The 20,687-nt window shown below is 40.7% G+C and carries 21 protein-coding genes; 16 read left to right on the forward strand and 5 right to left on the reverse strand.

The genetic code is table 11. The features are described 5' to 3' along the window. The first annotated feature begins 344 nt into the window (after positions 1 to 344). On the forward strand, positions 345 to 1,592 hold the full coding sequence (gene mmp10 / locus QZU77_RS00705) for a methyl coenzyme M reductase-arginine methyltransferase Mmp10 (protein WP_295598508.1): 1,248 nt from the start codon (positions 345 to 347) through the stop codon (positions 1,590 to 1,592). A gap of 16 nt (positions 1,593 to 1,608) precedes the next feature. Here mmp10 and QZU77_RS00710 read toward each other — a convergent pair whose 3' ends face one another. Both QZU77_RS00710 and QZU77_RS00715 read right to left on the reverse strand, forming a co-directional pair. Further along, positions 1,609 to 2,529, reverse strand: a complete 921-nt coding sequence (locus QZU77_RS00710; protein ID WP_295598511.1) for a methanogenesis marker 7 protein — start codon at positions 2,527 to 2,529, stop codon at positions 1,609 to 1,611. 55 nt (positions 2,530 to 2,584) lie between these two features. Continuing rightward, positions 2,585 to 3,103 carry a hypothetical protein gene (locus tag QZU77_RS00715; protein WP_295598514.1) on the reverse strand — a complete coding sequence of 173 codons (519 nt, stop codon included), beginning with the start codon at positions 3,101 to 3,103 and terminating at the stop codon, positions 2,585 to 2,587. 40 nt (positions 3,104 to 3,143) lie between these two features. On the opposite strand from QZU77_RS00715, the gene comB reads away from it, so the two are divergent. The 5 genes from comB (at position 3,144) to QZU77_RS00740 (ending at position 7,616) form a co-directional block, all read left to right on the forward strand. Continuing rightward, on the forward strand, positions 3,144 to 3,830 hold the full coding sequence (comB, locus tag QZU77_RS00720; protein ID WP_295598517.1) for a 2-phosphosulfolactate phosphatase: 687 nt from the start codon (positions 3,144 to 3,146) through the stop codon (positions 3,828 to 3,830). Positions 3,831 to 3,869: 39 nt separating this feature from the next. Beyond that, positions 3,870 to 5,048: a TraB/GumN family protein gene (locus QZU77_RS00725; protein ID WP_295598520.1), complete on the forward strand. Its 1,179-nt coding sequence runs from the start codon at positions 3,870 to 3,872 to the stop codon at positions 5,046 to 5,048. A 64-nt stretch (positions 5,049 to 5,112) separates the two neighbouring features. Beyond that, positions 5,113 to 5,325, forward strand: a complete 213-nt coding sequence (locus QZU77_RS00730) for a DUF1922 domain-containing protein (RefSeq protein WP_295598523.1) — start codon at positions 5,113 to 5,115, stop codon at positions 5,323 to 5,325. Between the two features lie 23 nt (positions 5,326 to 5,348). Beyond that, positions 5,349 to 6,671 (forward strand): hemolysin family protein, encoded by a 1,323-nt coding sequence (locus QZU77_RS00735; protein WP_295598525.1) that lies wholly within the window; start codon positions 5,349 to 5,351, stop codon positions 6,669 to 6,671. Further along, positions 6,672 to 7,616 (forward strand): calcium/sodium antiporter, encoded by a 945-nt coding sequence (locus QZU77_RS00740; protein WP_295598528.1) that lies wholly within the window; start codon positions 6,672 to 6,674, stop codon positions 7,614 to 7,616. Positions 7,617 to 7,752: 136 nt separating this feature from the next. Here the strand turns inward: QZU77_RS00740 and QZU77_RS00745 are convergent, their stop codons facing one another. Further along, positions 7,753 to 8,610: a TIGR00269 family protein gene (locus tag QZU77_RS00745; RefSeq protein ID WP_295598531.1), complete on the reverse strand. Its 858-nt coding sequence runs from the start codon at positions 8,608 to 8,610 to the stop codon at positions 7,753 to 7,755. Between the two features lie 54 nt (positions 8,611 to 8,664). On the opposite strand from QZU77_RS00745, the gene QZU77_RS00750 reads away from it, so the two are divergent. Beyond that, the gene (locus tag QZU77_RS00750; RefSeq protein ID WP_295598534.1) at positions 8,665 to 8,970 is read left to right on the forward strand and encodes an MTH1187 family thiamine-binding protein; all 306 of its coding nucleotides are present in this window, start codon (positions 8,665 to 8,667) and stop codon (positions 8,968 to 8,970) included. Between the two features lie 21 nt (positions 8,971 to 8,991). On the opposite strand, the gene QZU77_RS00755 is transcribed toward QZU77_RS00750, so the two are convergent. Next, the gene (locus QZU77_RS00755; protein WP_295598537.1) at positions 8,992 to 10,098 is read right to left on the reverse strand and encodes a DegT/DnrJ/EryC1/StrS aminotransferase family protein; all 1,107 of its coding nucleotides are present in this window, start codon (positions 10,096 to 10,098) and stop codon (positions 8,992 to 8,994) included. Positions 10,099 to 10,191: 93 nt separating this feature from the next. On the opposite strand from QZU77_RS00755, the gene QZU77_RS00760 reads away from it, so the two are divergent. From QZU77_RS00760 to cofG, 5 genes are all read left to right on the forward strand, one after another. Beyond that, positions 10,192 to 11,364, forward strand: a complete 1,173-nt coding sequence (locus QZU77_RS00760) for a tRNA (guanine(10)-N(2))-dimethyltransferase (protein ID WP_295598540.1) — start codon at positions 10,192 to 10,194, stop codon at positions 11,362 to 11,364. Between the two features lie 232 nt (positions 11,365 to 11,596). Further along, positions 11,597 to 12,073 carry an Lrp/AsnC family transcriptional regulator gene (locus tag QZU77_RS00765; RefSeq protein ID WP_292807033.1) on the forward strand — a complete coding sequence of 159 codons (477 nt, stop codon included), beginning with the start codon at positions 11,597 to 11,599 and terminating at the stop codon, positions 12,071 to 12,073. A 195-nt stretch (positions 12,074 to 12,268) separates the two neighbouring features. After that, positions 12,269 to 13,207: a GTP cyclohydrolase MptA gene (mptA, locus tag QZU77_RS00770; protein WP_295598544.1), complete on the forward strand. Its 939-nt coding sequence runs from the start codon at positions 12,269 to 12,271 to the stop codon at positions 13,205 to 13,207. A 12-nt stretch (positions 13,208 to 13,219) separates the two neighbouring features. Further along, positions 13,220 to 13,660 (forward strand): DUF2120 family protein, encoded by a 441-nt coding sequence (locus tag QZU77_RS00775; RefSeq protein WP_295598547.1) that lies wholly within the window; start codon positions 13,220 to 13,222, stop codon positions 13,658 to 13,660. Between the two features lie 2 nt (positions 13,661 to 13,662). After that, the gene (cofG, locus tag QZU77_RS00780; RefSeq protein WP_295598550.1) at positions 13,663 to 14,754 is read left to right on the forward strand and encodes a 7,8-didemethyl-8-hydroxy-5-deazariboflavin synthase subunit CofG; all 1,092 of its coding nucleotides are present in this window, start codon (positions 13,663 to 13,665) and stop codon (positions 14,752 to 14,754) included. Here the strand turns inward: cofG and QZU77_RS00785 are convergent. Next, the gene (locus tag QZU77_RS00785) at positions 14,732 to 15,460 is read right to left on the reverse strand and encodes a class I SAM-dependent methyltransferase family protein (protein ID WP_295598553.1); all 729 of its coding nucleotides are present in this window, start codon (positions 15,458 to 15,460) and stop codon (positions 14,732 to 14,734) included. The genes cofG and QZU77_RS00785 overlap by 23 nt on opposite strands. Before the next feature lie 181 nt (positions 15,461 to 15,641). Between QZU77_RS00785 and psmB the strand changes: the two genes are divergently transcribed. From psmB to comC, 4 genes are all read left to right on the forward strand, one after another. Continuing rightward, on the forward strand, positions 15,642 to 16,256 hold the full coding sequence (gene psmB / locus QZU77_RS00790; protein ID WP_295598556.1) for an archaeal proteasome endopeptidase complex subunit beta: 615 nt from the start codon (positions 15,642 to 15,644) through the stop codon (positions 16,254 to 16,256). A gap of 129 nt (positions 16,257 to 16,385) precedes the next feature. Then, on the forward strand, positions 16,386 to 18,299 hold the full coding sequence (locus tag QZU77_RS00795; protein ID WP_295598559.1) for a beta-CASP ribonuclease aCPSF1: 1,914 nt from the start codon (positions 16,386 to 16,388) through the stop codon (positions 18,297 to 18,299). Between the two features lie 86 nt (positions 18,300 to 18,385). Further along, positions 18,386 to 19,405 carry a phosphoribosylformylglycinamidine cyclo-ligase gene (purM, locus tag QZU77_RS00800; protein WP_295598563.1) on the forward strand — a complete coding sequence of 340 codons (1,020 nt, stop codon included), beginning with the start codon at positions 18,386 to 18,388 and terminating at the stop codon, positions 19,403 to 19,405. Between the two features lie 27 nt (positions 19,406 to 19,432). Continuing rightward, positions 19,433 to 20,461 (forward strand): L-sulfolactate dehydrogenase, encoded by a 1,029-nt coding sequence (gene comC, locus QZU77_RS00805; protein ID WP_295598566.1) that lies wholly within the window; start codon positions 19,433 to 19,435, stop codon positions 20,459 to 20,461. Positions 20,462 to 20,687 lie beyond the last annotated feature (226 nt).

Raw genomic sequence — 20,687 nt, forward strand, 5'->3', positions numbered from 1 at the left:
AATATAAAGATTACCTATGAAATATTTTAGAAAAGTTTATAAAGTATAATAAAACATTTTGAATTTAAGAAAAAACACTCCAAAAGTAATACTTTTTATTATTGATTAAACGAGATGTTTTTTAGAAATAATCCATAAAATCTAATTTTAATTGAATTGAAAATAAAATCAGAAATTAAAAATATTTTACTCAACTGATGATTGGTTTTAATGAAAATAAAGAAAAATAACAAATTATTACTTTTAAGGTTTCAAGTAATAAATAATACTAAAAATAATACTCGAAAAATTTCAAAAAAAGATAGTCGAATTTATAAATAAAATGAAAATATATAATAATTATTATGCAACTTGTAGCTGATGTAGGAGGAATACCTGGAAAGGATTGTAACGGTTTTTGCAAGTACTGTTACTTCAGGAAGGTGAAGGAAGTAAAAAGTTTTGGCTGTGCACACTGTCTGCCCAACAAGATCGGATGTGAAAGATGCAGCAAGGGAGTTTCAGAAACCCAAGGCGCATTCAAATCACCATTCGAGGTTATGAATGAGGTTCAAAGCGCCCTCATGATGAACATGAACCGGGGAGAGATAAGCGCATACATCAGCGGAGGCGGAGACATAAGCTGCTACCCCCACCTGGAAACCCTGACCGCAAACCTGAACCAATTCTCAATACCATCTGTCCTAGGATACACTTGCGGAAAGGGAATAACCGACTCATCCACAGCTTCAAGACTGATCGACAATGGAGTCAAGGAAGTCTCATTCACCATTTTCTCATCAGACCCTCAGCTTCGAAGGGAATGGGTCAAGGACCCGAACCCTCAGGAGGCATTGGATGCATGCAGGATATTCAGCGAAAGCATCGACCTGACCGGAGCCGCAGTAATCATCCCAGGAGTGAATGACGGGGACGTTTTAAGGCAAACATGCAACGACCTTGAGGAATGGGGCGCAAAGGGAATGCTACTCATGAGGTTTGCAAACACCTTCAACGAGGGCCTGATACTCGGCAACGAGCCGATCATCAAGGGAATCGAATCCCAGCCGATTGAGGATTTCGCAGAGCTTGTTCGCCAAATAAATTCAGAATACAAGTTCAGAGTCAGCGGAACACCATTATGCGACCCTGAAACAGGAGGACCATTTGCAATAGCAAAGGACGAGAATGAAGTGTTCCTGCAATTCATAAAACCGATAACCGGAGAGGCAACAATCATAACATCAAAAATAGCCGAACCGTTCATCACCAAAATCTTTGACAAGATAGATGCCGAGAACAATGTCAATGTTGTTGGCGTTGAAAAGGAAATCGCATGCCTAATCACCAAGGAGGATTTGGAAAAGCTTGATTTGAGCGAGATAAAGGATGCCGTGATATTGCCTGGAAGGGCATTCGTGCATCAGCTTGACGCCGAAAGGATCTTAAGTGCAGACGGCACTGACAGGCTGGTTGGCCGTGGCCCCGATACGTTAAGCGTTGACGGTGAACTAAGCATTGACATGACAGATGAGAATGTCATAGAAAGAGAGTTAGAAGAATTCAATGACCTTGTGGATGCCATCAACTTCTTCGGAATGAGATTGATTTAAAAAAAAAGAAATATTTTTAAGAATCCTCAACAAGAGAACTCTCAGTATTGATTTTAACCAAGATGTAGTCATACATTTTGGACTTTTTAATTTCAGCTATTTCTGATAATTTCTTACCGTCAATAACCACATCGCCAATAGTGTCCGCATATTCATCATAATTCAGCTTTACGCGAACCCCATCGAGTTGTGATGTTACCGGTGTCGGGGAAATGACATCCTCTATTTCCCTAACCTGATTTTCAATTGCATTTTTAACAACAATGGATGGCACCAACGGCGCGTCAAGAGTCATTTCACGTTTCTTGTCATTCAATATTTGCTCGATGGTTTCCACTAGCTTGTCCAATGCACGTATGTCAGGCCCTCTCCTGAGCCTTCTTGGGATTCTTCCAAGACCCCCAACGTATGCGTCGGCGCCCGGGAGTTCCTCAACGTCGATTTCAGGAGCCCCTGTCACGATTACTGGCACGTCTATATCATCATAAAGGAAGGATTTTTCTTTTATGCAATTTTCAAAGCTGCCCAATGCAAAAATGGCAATGTCATGCTCTTCAATCAATGCCTTTTCCTCCTCTGTGATGCCGGAGGTTCCTTTTCCATCCCCACGGGCAAGACCAATCATGTTGTCCTTTGCACCGAATTCACGAAGGTACTCGGATATGTCACATGCTGCGTGCGGCAAGTGGTGTCTTGCGAGTGTCGGTGAAACAATGGCGATCTCGGAACCTGCCATTGGAGCAACGGATATTTTTCCCAAAAGTTCCTTGGATTTCCTTTCGATTTTATCAACGTCCTCTAATGGAACAGCCATGTTAAGGACCAGTTCCATCTGCTGAACGCTGTCCTGAAGAATGAATCCTCCCAAGTCTTCGATCAATTCTCTTATCTCTTCACTCTTGTGAACTCCACCAGTAAATATTAATGTTTCATACATCTTAACAACTCTCGAAAAATGCAATTGTATAATATTATAATTTTTAATTGCTATATTATATTAAATTTTCTAAAATGCCATAGCGCAATTCCGCCTTTTCAAAGGGGTTTTTGGAAATGCTGTTGTGTGAGGCTATTTCAACCAGGTTTTCTGTTTCTTCAACCCTGTCTTTCAGGTAATCCGGGTAAATGACATGGTCAAAGTTACTGGAGACTATATTGAATCCCATGTCCCGAACGATGTCCTTTAGAAATTCAGAGTACACCTTAACATTGATTTGTCGCTTGAAATCTGAATTCAGGTATTTTTTTAAAATCCCATAATCCTCGAAAAACCCTGCTATTTCATCATCATCCAGTTCATGGCCTGTGAGTTTGGAAACTTCCCTAATGCTTTCAAAAATCTGTGAGGGAGTGTTGATTTTAATGGCTAGACAATCCATTTCCACCTTACTTTCAGAAAGAAGAATCGCAAAGTCCCCATCCTCCTTATCGGGAAATTTATTAACGGCATAATCCTCTATTCCGGCAAGCTTCACTATTTCCTCGCACATTGGTGTTGTGACTATTTTCATAAGTAATATTATTATATATTACTTTAATATACATTACTTCATGAAGGTGACATTGAGTTTTGAGCAAACAATAAGCAGCGACGTTTCCATAATGGTTGATGCCCTGAGGGCGAGTTCAACGATAACGGTGGCTCTGGACAATTTCAAGAGGGTCATCCCCTGCTTCACCCCCGAGGAGGCATTGAAACTGAAAAGTGAATGCGGCGGAATTCTTGCAGGGGAGCGCATGGGAGCGAAAATCGAGGGATTTGATATCGGCAACACTCCTGTCGGCATTTCCAAGCTTGAAGGTGATGATGACACTCTCATTTTTACAAGCAGCAACGGAACAAGAATACTTGAGAACATGAGCTCCAAGGTTCTTGTCGGGTCAATGATAAATGCCGAGGCGGCCGGCCTTAAAAGCATTCAACTGGCAAGCAATCATATTGACGTTGTGATGGCTGGGGTCAAGGGAAAATTTGCAATTGAGGATTTCCTGGCATCCGGCGAGATATTATACTGGATTTGCCAAAATCTAGACGACTATCAGCTGAGCGAATATGCCAAATCAGCCATCATGGCAAGTCGTGATTATGATAGTCTAAAAGAGGCATTCATCAATTCAAGAACCGGCATAAGGTTGGCTGAACTTGGATATGGAGAGGATGTTGAATTTTGCTGTCGAAAAAACATTACAGAGAATGTTGCAATATATGATGATAATGAATTAACTTTATATATTTAAATCGATTTATAATATATAATATAATCTATTTATAAAGAAGTGTTTTTTTTGAAAAGAGAATGTTTGACCATAATCGGCACTGCCCACGTATCCGAGGAAAGTGTGAATGAAGTGAAAGACGCCATTTACGAACAGCACCCGGACGTGGTTGCAATTGAGCTTGACAGGGGCCGATACATTAAATTAAAAAAACAGATGATGGGTATCGAAGAAGATGATACAATATCAGTTACCCAAATTATTAAAGACAACAAGGTGGGACTCTTCCTCACAACCACACTGCTGAGCTATTTCCAGTCAAAAATCGGGGCAGACCTTGACGTGGCACCAGGTTCAGAGATGATCGGCGCCATAGAGGCAAGCGAGGATCTGGGAATACCGATAGCCTTGATTGACCGTGACATAAGCACCACATTGCAGAGGGCATTGAACAAGATGGGATTCATTGAAAAGGCAAAATTCATGTTCGGACTCATCGCCTCAGTGTTCGGATTCGGCGATGAGGAGGAAATTGATGTTGAGGAACTGAAGAATCCGGAAAACCTTGATGACCTGATGGAAATGTTCAAGGATGAGGCTCCAAGCGTCCATGAAGTATTGGTTCACGAAAGGGACGCTTATCTTGCAGGTAGGATCATGCAGATACCTCAGGACCATGTCATTGCTGTTGTCGGAGCAGGCCACAAGCCGGGAATTAAAAAATACCTGAACAATCCGGAGACCCTGCCTAATCTTCGTGATTTGGAAGTCATTAACGAGAAAAAGGGAATCCCTTGGGCCAAAATATTTCTGGGACTGATTCCGGTACTTTTTGTTGTGATATTTTTTCTGGCTTATTTTAGCGGGATAAACATCACCTGGAACATTTATGAATTCATTGCAATAAGCATGATAATGGGATTCATAGGTTCAATACTGTCCGGCTCAAAACTGATATCCGCCATTGTCGGAGGATTGGTTGCACCGTTGACCATCATTCACCCATTGCTTGCTGCAGGATGGTTTTCAGGATTGTGCGAAGCGAAGTTCAGGAAAGTTAGGCAAAGCGACATTAAGAACCTTGCCCATATTGAAAGTTTTCGTGACTTATGGCAAAACAACATTTTCAGGATACTGCTTGTGGTGATTGGAACCAACCTGGGAGTCAGCATAGCGACCCTGGTGATATTGCCGTCAAGGGTGTTCATACCATTATTCATGAAACTCTTCGGAGGATAGAATAGCTTTATATAATATATTAAAAATATTATTATTACGATTAATTTTAAATGGATAAAATATCATGTATCTAATATTTCGATGCGACTGTGGAAGGGCATTATATGCCAAGGAGGGAGTGGCCACACGAAAGTGCGTGTGCGGAAAAACCTTGAAAGTGAAATCAAGACGCATTTTCCAGAAAGTGGAAACAAGAGAGCAAGCCTCCCTTGCAGTGCAGGAAATGCAGGACAAGATATACAAGAACACTGGCTTCATGAAGGCCAGTGACTTATAATTGGTTTTAATGGTTTGTTAAAAATGATTGGAACGGCACTAGAAATAATTATAATTTTAATTCTAATAATTATTAACGGATACCTGTCGATGGCTGAGCTTGCAGTGGTGTCTGTCAGAAAATCAAAATTGCAGAAATATATCGATGAAGGAAACAAAAACGCAATGATTGTTGCCGAATTGGGCGAAGACCCTAATGAATTTTTGTCCACCGTGCAAATTGGAATATCCCTTACAGCGGTTTTAACTGGTGCATTTGGTGGAGCAACATTATCCGAGCCTTTAGCTGCAGCAATATCATTCATACCATACAGCGAGGCAATAAGTGTTATCGTAGTTGTTATTTTGAGCACATACCTGACATTGGTGATTGGGGAAATCGTGCCGAAGGTGATTGCATTGAACGACCCGGAAAGGGTTTCCCTTAAAGTCGCCAAATCAATGCTAATCCTTACAAAAGTATCAAGACCGATAAGTGTCATCCTTGCAAAGTCAAGCAGCTTCCTTTTATGGGTCATGAGAATTGACCGCAGAACCGATGATATCGTTACCGAAGAGGAAATCGAGTTGATGATTAAGGAAGGAAGGGAAGACGGCACCATTGAACAAGAGGAAGAGGACATCATCAAAAGGGTTTTCAAGCTTGATGACCAGAAAGTTGAAAGCATAATGACTCCCCGCAACGAGATCATATGGATTGACCTTGAGGATGACCGTGACGTTAACAAGATCAAAATCATTGAAAGCAAAAGGTCAATTTTCCCTATTGCCAGCGGAGAGCTTGATGATTTCATCGGCGTTGTGCAGGCAAAGGATATACTGTCCGCAATGTTCACTGAGGATGAGTTTGACGTTCACAAGATTGTCAAGGAACCTTTAGTGGTGTCTGAACATCTTGAAACATTGGAGCTTTTGAAGGAATTCAAGGAAAACCAGGAGTACGTTCACATGTCCCTTGTTGTTGATGAATTCGGTAGCGTTGAAGGTTTGATTACTTTAAACGACTTGCTTGAGGGTATTGTTGGAGACATTCCAGGCATCGATGAGGATGATGAGCCTAAAGCCACCCAAAGATTGGATGGAAACTGGTTGATTGATGGACGATACCCTATTGACAGGTTCAAGGAATTATTTGAACTTAAAGAGAATCTGCCTGATGAGGAAGAGGACGGCTACACTACCCTTGCAGGATTCATCCTCAGCTTAAGCGGAACCATCCCTGATGAAGGAGACAGGTACGATTGCGGCAGGTTCATATTTGAAATCATTGATGTCGACGGGCATCAAATAGACAAGGTCCTTGTCATTGACTTGGGGCCTGAAGAAGAAATTGAAGAGGAAGAGTAAATGGATGCTGGAATAATTATACAAGTTGTTTTATTGCTTGCCGGTTTTGTATTTTTAATCAAGGGTTCTGACTTTTTCGTGGACGGTGCAAGTAGCATTGCGGCAATTTTAAAGATACCTACAATAATTGTCGGTTTGACAATTGTTGCCTTTGGAACCAGCGCTCCCGAAGCTGCCGTTTCCATTACTTCATCATTGACTGGAAGCAATGCAATGGCAGTGAGTAACGTTATTGGAAGTAACTTGTTCAATATGCTGATGGTTATCGGTGTAGCTGCCTTGCTCGGCGACCTTTTAATGGAGAGGAGCGTTCTTGAAAAGGACTTGCCTTTCCTTGTTGGAATCACATTATTATTGACTGCATTTATTGTAATCGGATGGAACATTTCCGTTGTTGAAGGTATTATCCTACTGGCCATTCTTGCGGCTTACGTTTTCTACCTTATCCGCAGCGCTGGCAAGTCCGGTGCCACCAACTATGTGGAAAAGCCTAAGCTGACCACTCCGAAAAGCATACTATTCATTATTGTCGGTCTTGCAGGAATCATTCTTGGTGGAGACATGGTTGTTAACAGCGCTTCATCTATAGCAATGGCTCTCGGAATGAGTGAAACACTGGTAGGTTTAACCATTGTTGCAATAGGTACATCTTTACCTGAACTTGTAACCTCAATTACCGCTTTAAGGAAAGGTGAAAATCAGCTGGTAATAGGTAATGTTGTTGGTTCAAACATCTTCAACATCTTGTTCGTACTGGGTGCAAGTAGCGCAATAAGCCAAATACCTCTTGACTCAAGCATGCTCATAGATGTGCTGTTGATGGTAGGGGTTACAATATTATGCTTCATATTCGGTAAAACCCAAGAAAAATACGACAAGAAAGAAGGAATCATACTGGTTGCATTATTCATTGCCTATATGGCATTTGCAATTATGAGAAATTAAATATACCAAATTTAACCATCCACCATATTTAATTTTAAAAAAAGGAAAATGAAAAGGGAAATGCTTAAGCAGAAACGCCCTTGCTGATCAATTTTTGTGAAAATGTACTTTTCAAGCAAAAAAAATTTTAACATCATCACTTGACATTCTGTGAAATCAAATCCTTCAGCTCGCAAGCCTTGCAGACGCTTGACGATGTCGGTTCGCCGCAGACTTCACATTCATTGAGATGAGTTGGAATGTCATTTTCAAAATCCAATATTTCCTGGAAGGATTTCATCACATTGGCCTTGACTCCAGGATACTTGTCTTCGCTAACGTTTAGAAACTCCTTGATTTTGGCGCGAAGTGACAAGTGGGAGTATGGGCATTCGTCAAGGTGAATGTTAATGTTGTTCAATACCGCCCACATCCCGACTTCCTTTTCGGGAGTGTTCCATAACGGCTTGATTCTTGGCACGAGCTTCGGATGGATCACATCAAGTTCAGGGCCGAATTTTGAAAATTTGATTGTGTCCCCACGTGCGAAGCTCATCAGGAACGACTGTATCTCATCATCAAGGTTATGGCCTGTTGCAATTTTAACGGCACCCAATTCATAAGCGGTCTTGTTCAGGATGTTGCGCCTGAACACTCCACAGGGAATGCAAGCGCTTTTAAAATCAGAGTAGATGTCATCCAATGCGAAGCCCTCCTCCTGCTTGAATGATTTCTGGACAAGTTCCACATCCAAATCCTGAGCGTTCTGCACTGCAGCATCAATCCCATGCTGCCTGTATCCTTCAATGCCCTCATCAACGCTGATTGCCACCAAGTCAAAATCCAGGTATTGCTGGTAGTTTTTAAGGGCATGCAATGTAAGCACACTGTCCTTTCCGCCGGACAATGCAACTGCTATCAGTTCACCTTCCCTGATTAGTTCATAATCCCTTATTAGGTTGTTGATTCTTGTAAAAATCTTATCGTTAAAATCTTGCTTGTTTAATTTCACCATTACTAAATTAATTTATACAATGATAAATAAATAATTTTTCTAGGTGAATTAGATATGATAACATGTGATTTTGCAATATTGCCCGTTGGAACTGAGACAACCGAATGCAAGGATTATGTGACTGCAGCCGTTCAAGCGATTAAGGATTCCGGATTGAGCTACCAGCTGACTGGAATGGGAACACAGATTGAAGCGGATAATCTTGAGGAATTATACGCTGCAATAGCCAAAGCCCAAGAGGCTGTTTTTGAAGTCGGTGTCGGCAGGGTGTATACCGTTATAAAAATAGATGACAGGCGTGATTTAGACAACAGGACCCTTGACGCCAAAGTAGATACTGTAAATGAAATGTTAAAATAAGAAAAAAAGTAAGTTAGAAGTTTAATCTAACTCATCGGAAGCGGTTTTTACCGCTTCAATTACCAAATCCAAATCTTCTTTTGTTAATGATGGATGAACCGGAAGGGAAATTACATTGTCTGCCGCAAGCTCGGCATTTGGACAGTTGCCTTCATATCCAAGATACTTGTAGATCGGTTGGTTGTAGAGTGGAATCGGATAGTGAATTCCTGTTCCAACGCCACAGTCGTTGATGATGTCCACCCAATCGTCACGGTCTCCTTTTTCAACCCTTATTGTGTATTGGTGGTATACGTGCTTTGAATCCTGTGCACAGTACGGGGTGACTATTCCATCAACATCCTTCAAGCCCTCGTTGAGGTATGCTGCATTGGCTATTCTCTTGTCATTGAACTCGTCGATTTTTTCCAATTGCGCAAGTCCGATTGCAGCTGAAATATCTGTCATCCTAAAGTTGTATCCTATTGCATCATGATGATATCTGACGCTTGCACCGTGTGCACGGAATATCCTAGCCTGTTCGGCCAAGTCCTCATCGTCGGTAGTGATTATTCCTCCCTCTGAAGTGGTCATGTTCTTTGTAGGGTAGAAACTGAAACAAGCCATGTCCCCCATGCTTCCCACTTTTTTGCCGTTGAATGTTGCGCCATGTGCCTGTGCAGCGTCTTCAATGACTATCAGACCGTATTTCTCAGCCACTTCATTTATTTTTTCCATGTTTGCTGATTGGCCGTATAATTGAACCGGCAGGATTGCCTTAGTGTTTTCTGTGATTAGCTCTTCGATTGATTCAGGGTCCAGGGTATAGGTTTCCAGGTCAATGTCTGCAAACACCGGCTTGGCCCCGGTGTAGACTATAGCGTTTCCGCTTGCTATGAAAGTGAATGGTGTTGTTATCACTTCATCACCCTCGCCGATGTCGCATGCGAGAAGTGCAGTGTGCAGTGCTGCGGTTCCGGAGTTTACTGCTATGCCGTATTTTGCTCCAACCCATTCAGCGAATTTTTGCTCGAATTCCTCAACTTTTGGTCCTTGAGCAATCATTCCTGATTTTAATACTTCAACTACGTTTTCTATTTCTTCATCACCGATTATCGGTTTTGCAATAGGAACTTTAATATCTGACACGAAAATCACCAATATAAATAAATTATTATAGTATATATTTAAATCTAATAATATTTAAAACATTACATAATAAGAATTTTTTGAGTGAAATTAATGGAAGAGTATAAAATTAAACGTATTGAGGAAGGGTTGACCAAAATCGAATTCCCCGAATTTGAAAAGGTTTCATCAGAGGCTCCTGTATTCTACAATCCCCATATGGAATTGAATAGGGACTTATCCATTCTAGCAATCCAGGTGTTTCAAAAGGAACAGGACCGTGAAATAAACATTTGCGACTTGTTTGGGGGAAGCGGAATACGCGGCGTAAGATACAAGAATGAAATCGATGGCGTCGGAGAGGTTTCAATCAATGACATAAGCGAAACCGCAAATCATTATGAAAGGCACAACATTGAATTGAATGATTTGAAGGATGTTCATGTCCACCAGCATGACGCCAGCATGTTTTTAAGGATGAAGCGCGGGGAGTTTGATGTCATAGACATTGATCCTTTCGGCACCCCTTCACCGTTCCTTGACTCAGCGAGTTATTGTTCCAGGAGGAATTCCCTTTTATGCGTCACTGCAACCGATACATCCGCATTATGCGGAACCTACCAGGAGCCTTGCATTCGAAAGTACAATTCAAAGCCTTACAAGAGCGAATACTGCCATGAAAACGGAATCAGGATACTGGCGGGTTTTGTCGCCCTCACCCTTTCAAAGTATGCGAAGTACATTGAGGTGAAAATGTCACACAGCACCGAGCATTACATGAGAATGTACCTGGAGGTTAAAAAGGGTTCCAAGAGAACTGACGAGTCCCTGAAAAACATGGGATACATCAGCCACTGCAGGAATTGCCTTCACAGGCAAACCAGCAACGGTTTGGCAAGTCCGATTGATGAGGTTTGTCCGGTCTGCGGTGAGAAACTAGTGCATGCAGGACCATTATGGCTTGGAAGCATTCAAGATGGCGATTTCATTCAAAAAATGATTGATGAAACTGAAAATAAAAAGATCAACACTGAAAAGGATGCATTGAAGCTTTTGAATAAGTGTCTGGTTGAAGCTGATGCCCCTGCGACTTTTTATGATGTCCACAGCATTTGCAAGTCATTAAAACTCAGCGCTCCGAAATTCGATTTGATTTTGGATGAAATAAGAAATGAAGGGTTTGAGGCAGTGAAAACACATTACAATCCTATTGGAATAAAAAGTGATGCCGGAATTGAAAATATTAAAAGAATTATTGTTAAACTTAATGAAAATATGAAACAATGAAATTATTTATGGATAAGTGAACAAGACATATTATAAATGTGACATAAATTATTTAGTTTATGCTTAATAATTAAAAAAATATTAAAAAATAATTGCCTTAAATAAAATAACCCCCATAATAATTCTAAAAAAATATAATAAGTTTAAATAATATGAAAAATAGTATTATAATATAAACAGTTAATACAGGATTATTAACAAATTCTATTCTCAAATATGAAAGGGAGATACTATGGTAAAGACAAAAGATAATGTTGTAAAATTAGATGATACTGACATTAACATCCTCAAAATTATCAATGAGGATGTTAGAACTTCATATAGACAAATCTCACGCAGTTTAGATGTGTCTGTAGGTACCGTTCACAATCGTATCGACAAAATGGTCAAGTCAGGAGTGATCAAAAAGTTCTCACCAGTTATTGACCATGAAAAATTAGGTTTCGTCTTAACAACAATCATCGGTGTAAGAGTAAAAGGTGGAAAACTTAAGAACTGGGAGGAAAAGACTTTCTTCAACAAGAATGTGGTTGGAATCTATGATGTGACTGGAGAATATGATGCATTCCTTATTGCTAAATTCAGAAACACCAATGAATTGAACGCATTTATTAAAGAGTTATTGAAAGATCCTATTATAGAAAGAACCTATACTCAAACCGTTTTAGACGTTATCAAAGAAGACATGGGCTCTTCAAACATTTTATAAATTTATACAAGTAGTTTTCACACTACTTCTTATTTTTTTTCTTTTTTAATCAACCTCATCTTCCGTCAACTTGCCGGAAAAATTATGTAAAAAATATATTGCTTTTGGTTATAAAGACATTACAATAATCATTTAAGTATATAAATAAAAAGATACAAAAAGTATAATATTTAATTTATAAAAGAGGTTATGAAATTGGCAGTTTGCTTACCCGATACTCAAGACGACACTCCAAGCATACCCATCAAACTCACAAGAGTGGGCGTGACCGGAGTAAAAAAATTATTACAATTAGAAAGAACAAATAAAAGACCTATAATTTTATTACCAACTTTTGATGCTTTCGTAGATTTACCAAGCAATCAAAAAGGCGTACACATGTCTAGGAACCCGGAAGCTATTAGCGAAGTTCTCGAAGAAGTGGCCAATGGATCAACAGTAGACGTTGAATCATTATGCGCAAAAATTGTAGAAAAAATGATGACAAAACACGAATACGCAAAACGTGTTGAAATATCAATGACTACAGATTTCATGTTCATGAAGGAATCCCCAGTAACCAAGAACAAAACCCAGGAAATGGCTCAACTAAAAGCCAAGGCAGTAGGCTACAGGGATGATGACGACAACATAGAAATCAGAAAAAGCGTAGGAGCCGAACTCATCGGAATGACCGTTTGCCCATGTGCACAAGAATCAGTAAAAGAATCAGACAAGAATAAACTATTAGAATTCTTAGATGAAGAAACCACTCAAAAAGTACTCGATACCGTGACTTTTGCATCACACAACCAAAGAGGAATAGGAACACTCCTTATTGAAGTTCCAGAAGACAAGGTCGTGCATGCAGAAGACCTAATCGAAATCATCGAGACCTCAATGAGCTCACCAGTATGTGAATTACTCAAAAGGCCGGACGAGAATGCGACAGTAATGAACGCACACAGAAAACCTGTTTTTGTTGAAGATTGTGTCAGGAACATGATGGAAAAGATAGTAACAAAATATGCTGATTTCCCTGATGACACATTGATCACTGCACGTCAAGAAAACCAGGAAAGTATCCACAGGCACAATGCATTTGCAGAAAAAGTAACCACATTAGGCGAACTCAAAGAAGAATTAAACATCTAAGGATATGATTCAATGAGTAAAACTTATGAAATTGCAGGAGAAGTAATGGGATTCTTTGATTCATTCAAGGGCTCAAGACCTGCAATAAACAATGAAAGCATTTTAATAGTTAGAGGAAGATCCCGTAAAGTCATACCAATCTCTGAATTCGACGCCAAACTAACAGAAATCGGAGAAATTCTTGGCGGAAAAGAAGTTGATGCTGATTCAGACAAGATTGCCGAAATCCTCAAATCCGGCGACAAGCACATAAAGGCAAGTGAAGCCAATGCCAGTGATGTCGATGACCATGGATTCATAAGAATGAAAGAGGAAATGGAATCAATGGGCCTTGTCGTGGCCTATAAGGTATTCGAGCTTCCAGGATTCGATGTTGTAATCGCAATCTGGGAAGACAGAAACGAGATTCCTCCACTTTATGTTGAAGTGACTGTTTCTGAAAGCGAAGCGTAAAAATGACATCAAATTTAAACAAAGAGGATATTCTCCACATATTGAATGCAACTGACAGCGAAATAATAGAATATATGGCTGAAACCGTGAAATATAGGGAGAATAATCTGATTACTTATTCTAAAAACATTTTCATACCATTGACTGAAATCTGCAGGAACGATTGCGGATACTGCAATTTCAAAAAGAATCCGGACGACCCTGAAGCGATTATCCTTAAAAGGAAAGAGGAAGTTTTAGCTGACTTGAAGGAAGCCGAAGGATACGGGTGCAAGGAGGCATTGTTCACTTTCGGTGAAGATGCGGACGAGGAGGAAATCGTGCAGCTGAAACTGGCTGAATACGGGTATGAGAAAATGATTGATTATGTTGTTGACATCTGCCAGATGACATTGGATGAAACAACCCTCATACCTCATACCAACGGCGGAAACTATTCCTATGACGACTTGAAAAGGCTCAAGGAAGTGAACGCCTCAATGGGCCTGATGCTTGAAAACTCATCAAACAGACTGATGGAACTTCCTGCACACAACAAGAGCCCGGGAAAAAACCCTGAACTCAGATTGGAAACCATAAGAAATGCAGGAAAACTTAAAATTCCATACACTACCGGAATCCTGATTGGTATCGGAGAGACAAAAGAAGAGATTGCAGAATCATTACTTGCAATTAAGGAACTGTCAGATGAATATGGTCACATCCAGGAGGTCATCATCCAGAATTTCACACCAATACCTGGCATTGAAATGGAAAGTTGGCCCGAGCCTAGTTTCCTTGACATGATCAGGACAGTCATTGCTGGAACATTACTCTTCGCCGACAGCGACGTGAGCATACAGGTGCCGCCTAACCTCAACAATGACACTGCACAGATATTCCTATTGTGCGGTGCTGACGATTGGGGAGGAGTTTCACCGGTCAGCCCGGATTACGTGAACATCACATCACCTTGGCCGGGAATTGACGAGCTTCAAAAATTGACTGAGGATGCTGGATTTGAGTTAACCGAAAGATTATGCGTCTATGAGAAGTACATCAACAGTGAATGGCTGAACGACACCCTTTTAACTAGTATATCCGAGCATCAATAACCACGTGTTCCACACCTGGAGCATACTTTTTTATTTTATTTACTTTAAGCAATTCCACTTCACGACCATCCGCCTCACTCATTATTCTTTCAAACGGGCGAGTGTTCATGAGCTTTTCAGGAACCGTCTCATGGTAATGCAGAACTCCACCCTCGTTCAAGCTGCCGATTGCCGCTTTTAGATAGTGATGGGTCGTTTTGACGTAACCCATTATTATGCGGTCCGCCCGGTATTTTGGGGTTTCAACTTTGCAGTCCCCCAGAATCGGAGTGACATTGTCCAACTTATTCAGGCGGATGTTTTCACATAGGAAATGATAGGAATTGGGATTTATCTCAATTGAAATCACCTCACGGGCATTCGCATGCACGCCGATGGGTATCGAGAAGTAGCCTATTCCGGCAAACATGTCAAGGACTGTCTCATCATCCTCAACCAGCCTTGCGATCCTCAAGCGTTCATTGTTGTTTCCCTTTGACCACATGACCTTAGCCAGGTCCAGCTTGAACAGGCAACCGTTTTCCTTGTTGACCGTTTCCGTTTCGCCACCGTACAGTATCTTGTATACCGGCTCCCGTTTTGTCCCCTGGATATGGTTGATTTTCATTATTGTCTTGACATTGTGCCTTCTGGACAGCTCATTATAGTCATCGTCCGGATGACTGTTGTCCAATATGAGAATATCCCCGATTTTTTTATATTTCATGCGCCACCTAAAAGAAAACTTTATATATTCAAATGGTTAATATTAATATTGTTAGTTTATACTAATTATTGATTCTGATTTTAAATAAAATTAATCTTACCAGATTAGTTTATATTTTGTTATATTAACCTATAAGTAGTTGAAATAAGATATTTTAAATGCTTATATGAGGTGTATTTAAATGGACGATAAAATACTAGAAGGTACTACAACCGTCGGAATCACATGCAAAGACGGAGTTGTATTTGCAAGCGAAAGAAGAGCTAGTATGGGAAACCTTGTAGCTCACAAAGTAGCAGAAAAAATATTTAAAATTGATGATCATATTGTAACAACCATAGCTGGTTCAGTTGGAGATGCTCAAAGCTTGATGAAGGTCATTGAAGCGGAAGTGTCATTATACCAAATGAGAAACAACGACGCAATCAGTGTCAAGGCGGCAGCATCATTAACCGCCAACATCCTACGTTCCGGACCAATGTATGTTCAGACATTGCTTGGTGGAATGGACGGCGACAAACCATCTCTCTACTCACTCGACCCAGCAGGTGGTATGATTGAAGATACTTACATCTCAACCGGTTCAGGTTCCATCGTTGCTTACGGTGTTCTTGAGGACAGGTTCAGAGATGACTTAACAACTGATGAAGGAATTGAAGTAGCCATAAGAGCTATTAGAGCCGCTGCTGAACGTGACACCTACTCCGGTAACGGATACCTTGTCGCTAAAGTAACCAAAGACGGCTTTGAAATGTTAGATAATGAAAAAATTAATGAGATTCTTGATAAAATATAAGTAAGCTAATTTTTCATGACTAACTATTTTTTTATATAACCGTGTGGCTAGTTTATGAAGATTAACTAATTATAGCTTAAATGCTTTCATAAACTAGATTCCTACACAAACTTTTTTTGAAGGGATTATATGACTTCAGATATTTTAGAGGATATTAAAAAAGAGATTTTAGGTAAGCTGCCTAATGAAATTCAGGTTTCAAAAGTTGAATTTGAAGGGCCTGAAGTTGTGGTTTACACTAAAAATCCGGAAATAATTACCGAAAACGGCGACCTCATAAGGTCACTTGCAAAAGAACTTAGAAAAAGAATTATTATTAGATCTGACAAAAGTGCTTTACTTGAACCAGAACCAACTATTAACAAGATTCATGAAATAGTTCCTGAAGGAGCTGAAATTACAGATATTTACTTTGATACAGTAACTGGCGAAGTTGTCATCACTGCTAAAAAACCGGGACTCGTTATTGGAAAATATGGTGTTACCTCAAGAAATATCGTTAAGAATACTGGTTGGGCACCTAAGATTTTAAGAACTCCACCTATCAGTTCAGACATTATTGGAAAAATTAGAACCATCCAAAAGAACAGCAGCAAAGACAGGAAAAAATTACTGCAACGCCTCGGACGCCAAATCCACCAGGGAAGCAAATACCCTAACGATTGGGCCAGAGTGACTTCAATGGGAGGATTCAAGGAAGTGGGACGTTCATCAATGTTGCTGCAAACACCTAACAGCCGTGTCCTGTTGGATTGTGGCGTTAACGTTGCCGCATCAGACAACAAGAACGCATTCCCATACCTGAATGCGCCGGAGTTTTCAATCGAGGAACTGGATGCAGTCATCATTTCTCACGCTCACCTGGACCATTGCGGATTCGTACCGTACCTGTTCCATTACGGATATGACGGACCTGTTTACTGTACAACCCCTACCAGGGATTTGACAACCCTTTTACAATTCGACCACCTGGACATTGCCCACAGGGAAGGAAATCCTCTCCCGTTCACATCCAAACATGTGAAACAGGCAATCAAGAACACCATCACACTGGACTATGGTGAAGTGACTGACATTTCACCGGACATCAGATTGACCCTGCACAATGCAGGACACATCCTAGGTTCAGCAATCTCCCACATGCACATTGGAGACGGAGCTCACAATTTAGTGTACACAGGGGATTTCAAATACGAACCTTCAAGGCTTCTTGAACCTGCGACCATCCGTTTCCCTCGTGCGGAAACCGTGATCATGGAAAGTACCTATGGTGGACGTGAAGACATTCAGCCATCAAGGAACAATGCCGAAAAGGAAATGATGAAGACCATCTACAAGACACTCAAGCGTGGAGGAAAAGTATTGGTTCCGGTATTCGCTGTGGGAAGGGCTCAGGAACTGATGGTTGTGCTTGAAGAGTACATGAGGCATGGAATGATTGAGGAAGTTCCAATCTACATTGACGGTATGATTTGGGAAGCTACAGCTATCCACACTGCAAGGCCTGAATACTTAAGCAAGGACTTGAGGGATCAAATCTTCCATATGGGCAGGAACCCATTCGTTTCAGAAATGTTCAAGAAGGTTCAGAACCGTGACCAAAGAAAGGACATCGTTGAATCCAAACAGCCTGCAATCATCCTGTCAACTTCAGGTATGCTTACCGGCGGAAACTCCGTCGAATACTTCAAATGGCTATGCGAGGACGAGAAGAACACAATCATCTTTGTGGGATACCAGTCCGAAGGGTCAATGGGTAGAAGAGTCCAGAAAGGATGGAAGGAAATACCTCTTGAGGATGACGATGGAAGAACCAGGCAATTCTGCGTCAGGATGCAAGTTAAAACCATCAACGGTTTCAGTGGTCACTCCAACAGAAGACAATTGATGGAATATGTCAAAAGACTCAATCCAAGACCTGAAAAGGTCATCACCTGTCACGGTGACCCATACAAGGCGGTTGACTTGGCTTCATCAATCCATAGAAGTTACAAGATTGAAACCAAAACCCCGATTAATTTGGATTGTGTAAGAATACATTAATATATTAATTAAAACAAAAATTAGTAATATGAAAATGTTGTAAAACTATTACAACATTCAATTTATTTTTAAAAATAGGTGTAATCATGGCTACTTATTCAGAATCTGGTGTGGATATTGATTTAGAGGCAGTGACTGTTTCTGCACTTGCTGACAAGCTCAAATCAACATTGGAATGTAGAGATATCATCACCGACAGCGGTCATTATGCAGCCCTAGTGCGCTTAGGCGACAAGGCAATCGCAATGAGTACTGACGGTGTTGGAAGTAAAATTTTAATTGCTGAAATGATGAACAAATACGATACCGTAGGTATTGACTGTATTGCAATGGTTGTAAACGACATATTATGTGTCGGCGCGGAACCTATCGCACTAGTCGATTACCTTGCAGTGGAAAAACCTGACCCTCAAAGGGCAGCTGAAATCGCTGAAGGACTTGTCACCGGTGCAAAAGAATCAAGGATTGCAATCATCGGCGGTGAAACCGCTTCACTTCCCGGAATCATCAAGGATTTCGACCTTGCAGGAACAGGTATCGGATTTGTGGATGTCGACAAGATAATCACCGGGGAAAACATTGAACCCGGCAACGTCCTAATAGGCATCAACAGTAATGGTATTCATTCCAACGGCTACAGCCTGGCTAGAAAAGCAATATTCGAGGACGCCGGACTGACAGTTGACGATAAGATGCCAAACGGTGAAACCACCATTGGTGAGGAATTGATTCGTCCGACTGAACTGTACGTCAAGCCTATCGTTGCACTGTTTGAAAAAGAATACAATATCAATGGATTGGCACACATTACTGGCGGAGGATTCACTAATCTCAGACGCCTTAAAAAAGGCGTCGGCTATGACATTGACAATCTTCCGGAAGTGCCGGAGATATTCAAGCTGATCTATGAGCAAAACGTTGACATCAAGGAAATGTACAAGGTTTTCAATATGGGTGTCGGTTTTGTCGTTATCTGTGAAGAAAGCGAAGCTGATAAAATCATGGGCACTTTAAAAGAATACTGTGACTGTCAAATAATCGGTAAAGTGACAGATGATGAGAAAATCACAGTCAAGACTTTTGAAGGCTTTCAAATTGAATACTGATTTAATTAACTATTGAGGAGTGATAACATGAAGATAATGAAAGACAAGGAAATGGCTCTTGTAAAAGAAATACTAGCAAAGCTCGGAGCCAGCGAGGAAGACCAAGAATTAGTGGCAGAAGCAACATTAGATGCTGACTTAAAAGGATTCACATCACACGGACTCGGAAGATTCCCACAATACCTCATTAGTATTAAAGCAGGAACAATCAACTTAGAAGACAATATCACTATTGAAAAGGAAACCCCTGCAATCGCATTGATAAACGGTAACAGTGGATTCGGACAAGCAGTATCCTACAAGGCAATGCAGTTAGCAATCAAGAAGGCAAAAGAAGTGGGTATCGCATGTGTGGGAGTTCACAACACCAACCACTTCGGAGTCACAGGATTCTACTCCGACTTGGCATTGAGGGAAAACTGCATCGGTTTGGTCCTAGCTAACACAGACCCTGCCATCGCGCCTTTAGGAGGCAAAGGGGCATTGATCGGAACAAACCCTGTCGCTTTAGGAATCCCATCAGACACATACATTACCGTGGACATGGCAACATCCGTCACTGCACGTGGTAAAATCATCGAATCCAAAAGGAAAGGATTGGACTTGCCTGACGGTTGGGCATTGGACAAGGATGGAAACCCAACTAACGACCCTGAAGCAGCACTTGAAGGATCAATCCTGCCATTCGGAGGATTCAAAGGATACGCATTATCACTTTTAATTGAAATCCTAACCGGACCATTAGTACAAGCCGGTTACGGCCACGGCGTTACAGGTACCGCTTCACCAGACAAGGACTGTACCAAAGGTGACCTGTATGTTGTAATCGACCCATCCAAATTCGGCGACTTCGATGAGTTCAAGGCACATACCGAAGACTTCGTGTCACAAGTGAGGGCTACCGGGGAAACCGTTGCCATACCGGGTGACTTGGAAGTTAAAAGAATCGCTGAAGCTGAAGCAAACGGCGTTGCAATAGATGAAAAATTATACGAACAACTGAAAGGAATCTGCGATGACCTGGACATTGACATTGATTCCTATGTTGAAGAATAATGGGTTAATCTTTTAACTCATTCCAACTATTTTTAAACTCATTTTACCAAACATCAATATAATTTAATTTTAAAACTCATTATTAATCATGATTGGATTAATAGACCAAATGTAAACTATTTTTTATGGATTTCAAACATTATCCAATCCTTTTAAAAACAAGCAAAAAGCAATAATTAGTTGTGAAAATAGGTTGTTTTATATAATATTAAAGTTATAACTATAA

The organism is uncultured Methanobrevibacter sp., from assembly GCF_902774605.1.
In the GTDB taxonomy this organism is placed as follows: Archaea; Methanobacteriota; Methanobacteria; order Methanobacteriales; family Methanobacteriaceae; genus Methanocatella.

Excerpts from the sequence above, each read along its gene's own strand:
- QZU77_RS00730 (WP_295598523.1), top strand. The coding sequence starts at position 5,113 with ATGTATCTAATATTTCGATGCGACTGTGGAAGGGCATTATATGCCAAG.
- QZU77_RS00795 (WP_295598559.1), top strand. The coding sequence starts at position 16,386 with ATGACTTCAGATATTTTAGAGGATATTAAAAAAGAGATTTTAGGTAAG.
- QZU77_RS00710 (WP_295598511.1), bottom strand. The coding sequence starts at position 2,529 with ATGTATGAAACATTAATATTTACTGGTGGAGTTCACAAGAGTGAAGAG.
- QZU77_RS00785 (WP_295598553.1), bottom strand. The coding sequence starts at position 15,460 with ATGAAATATAAAAAAATCGGGGATATTCTCATATTGGACAACAGTCAT.
- comC (WP_295598566.1), top strand. The coding sequence starts at position 19,433 with ATGAAGATAATGAAAGACAAGGAAATGGCTCTTGTAAAAGAAATACTA.
- QZU77_RS00735 (WP_295598525.1), top strand. The coding sequence starts at position 5,349 with ATGATTGGAACGGCACTAGAAATAATTATAATTTTAATTCTAATAATT.
- comB (WP_295598517.1), top strand. The coding sequence starts at position 3,144 with ATGAAGGTGACATTGAGTTTTGAGCAAACAATAAGCAGCGACGTTTCC.
- QZU77_RS00775 (WP_295598547.1), top strand. The coding sequence starts at position 13,220 with ATGAGTAAAACTTATGAAATTGCAGGAGAAGTAATGGGATTCTTTGAT.
- QZU77_RS00760 (WP_295598540.1), top strand. The coding sequence starts at position 10,192 with ATGGAAGAGTATAAAATTAAACGTATTGAGGAAGGGTTGACCAAAATC.
- mmp10 (WP_295598508.1), top strand. The coding sequence starts at position 345 with ATGCAACTTGTAGCTGATGTAGGAGGAATACCTGGAAAGGATTGTAAC.
- QZU77_RS00745 (WP_295598531.1), bottom strand. The coding sequence starts at position 8,610 with ATGGTGAAATTAAACAAGCAAGATTTTAACGATAAGATTTTTACAAGA.
- QZU77_RS00715 (WP_295598514.1), bottom strand. The coding sequence starts at position 3,103 with ATGAAAATAGTCACAACACCAATGTGCGAGGAAATAGTGAAGCTTGCC.
- QZU77_RS00765 (WP_292807033.1), top strand. The coding sequence starts at position 11,597 with ATGGTAAAGACAAAAGATAATGTTGTAAAATTAGATGATACTGACATT.
- psmB (WP_295598556.1), top strand. The coding sequence starts at position 15,642 with ATGGACGATAAAATACTAGAAGGTACTACAACCGTCGGAATCACATGC.
- purM (WP_295598563.1), top strand. The coding sequence starts at position 18,386 with ATGGCTACTTATTCAGAATCTGGTGTGGATATTGATTTAGAGGCAGTG.
- QZU77_RS00740 (WP_295598528.1), top strand. The coding sequence starts at position 6,672 with ATGGATGCTGGAATAATTATACAAGTTGTTTTATTGCTTGCCGGTTTT.
- QZU77_RS00750 (WP_295598534.1), top strand. The coding sequence starts at position 8,665 with ATGATAACATGTGATTTTGCAATATTGCCCGTTGGAACTGAGACAACC.
- cofG (WP_295598550.1), top strand. The coding sequence starts at position 13,663 with ATGACATCAAATTTAAACAAAGAGGATATTCTCCACATATTGAATGCA.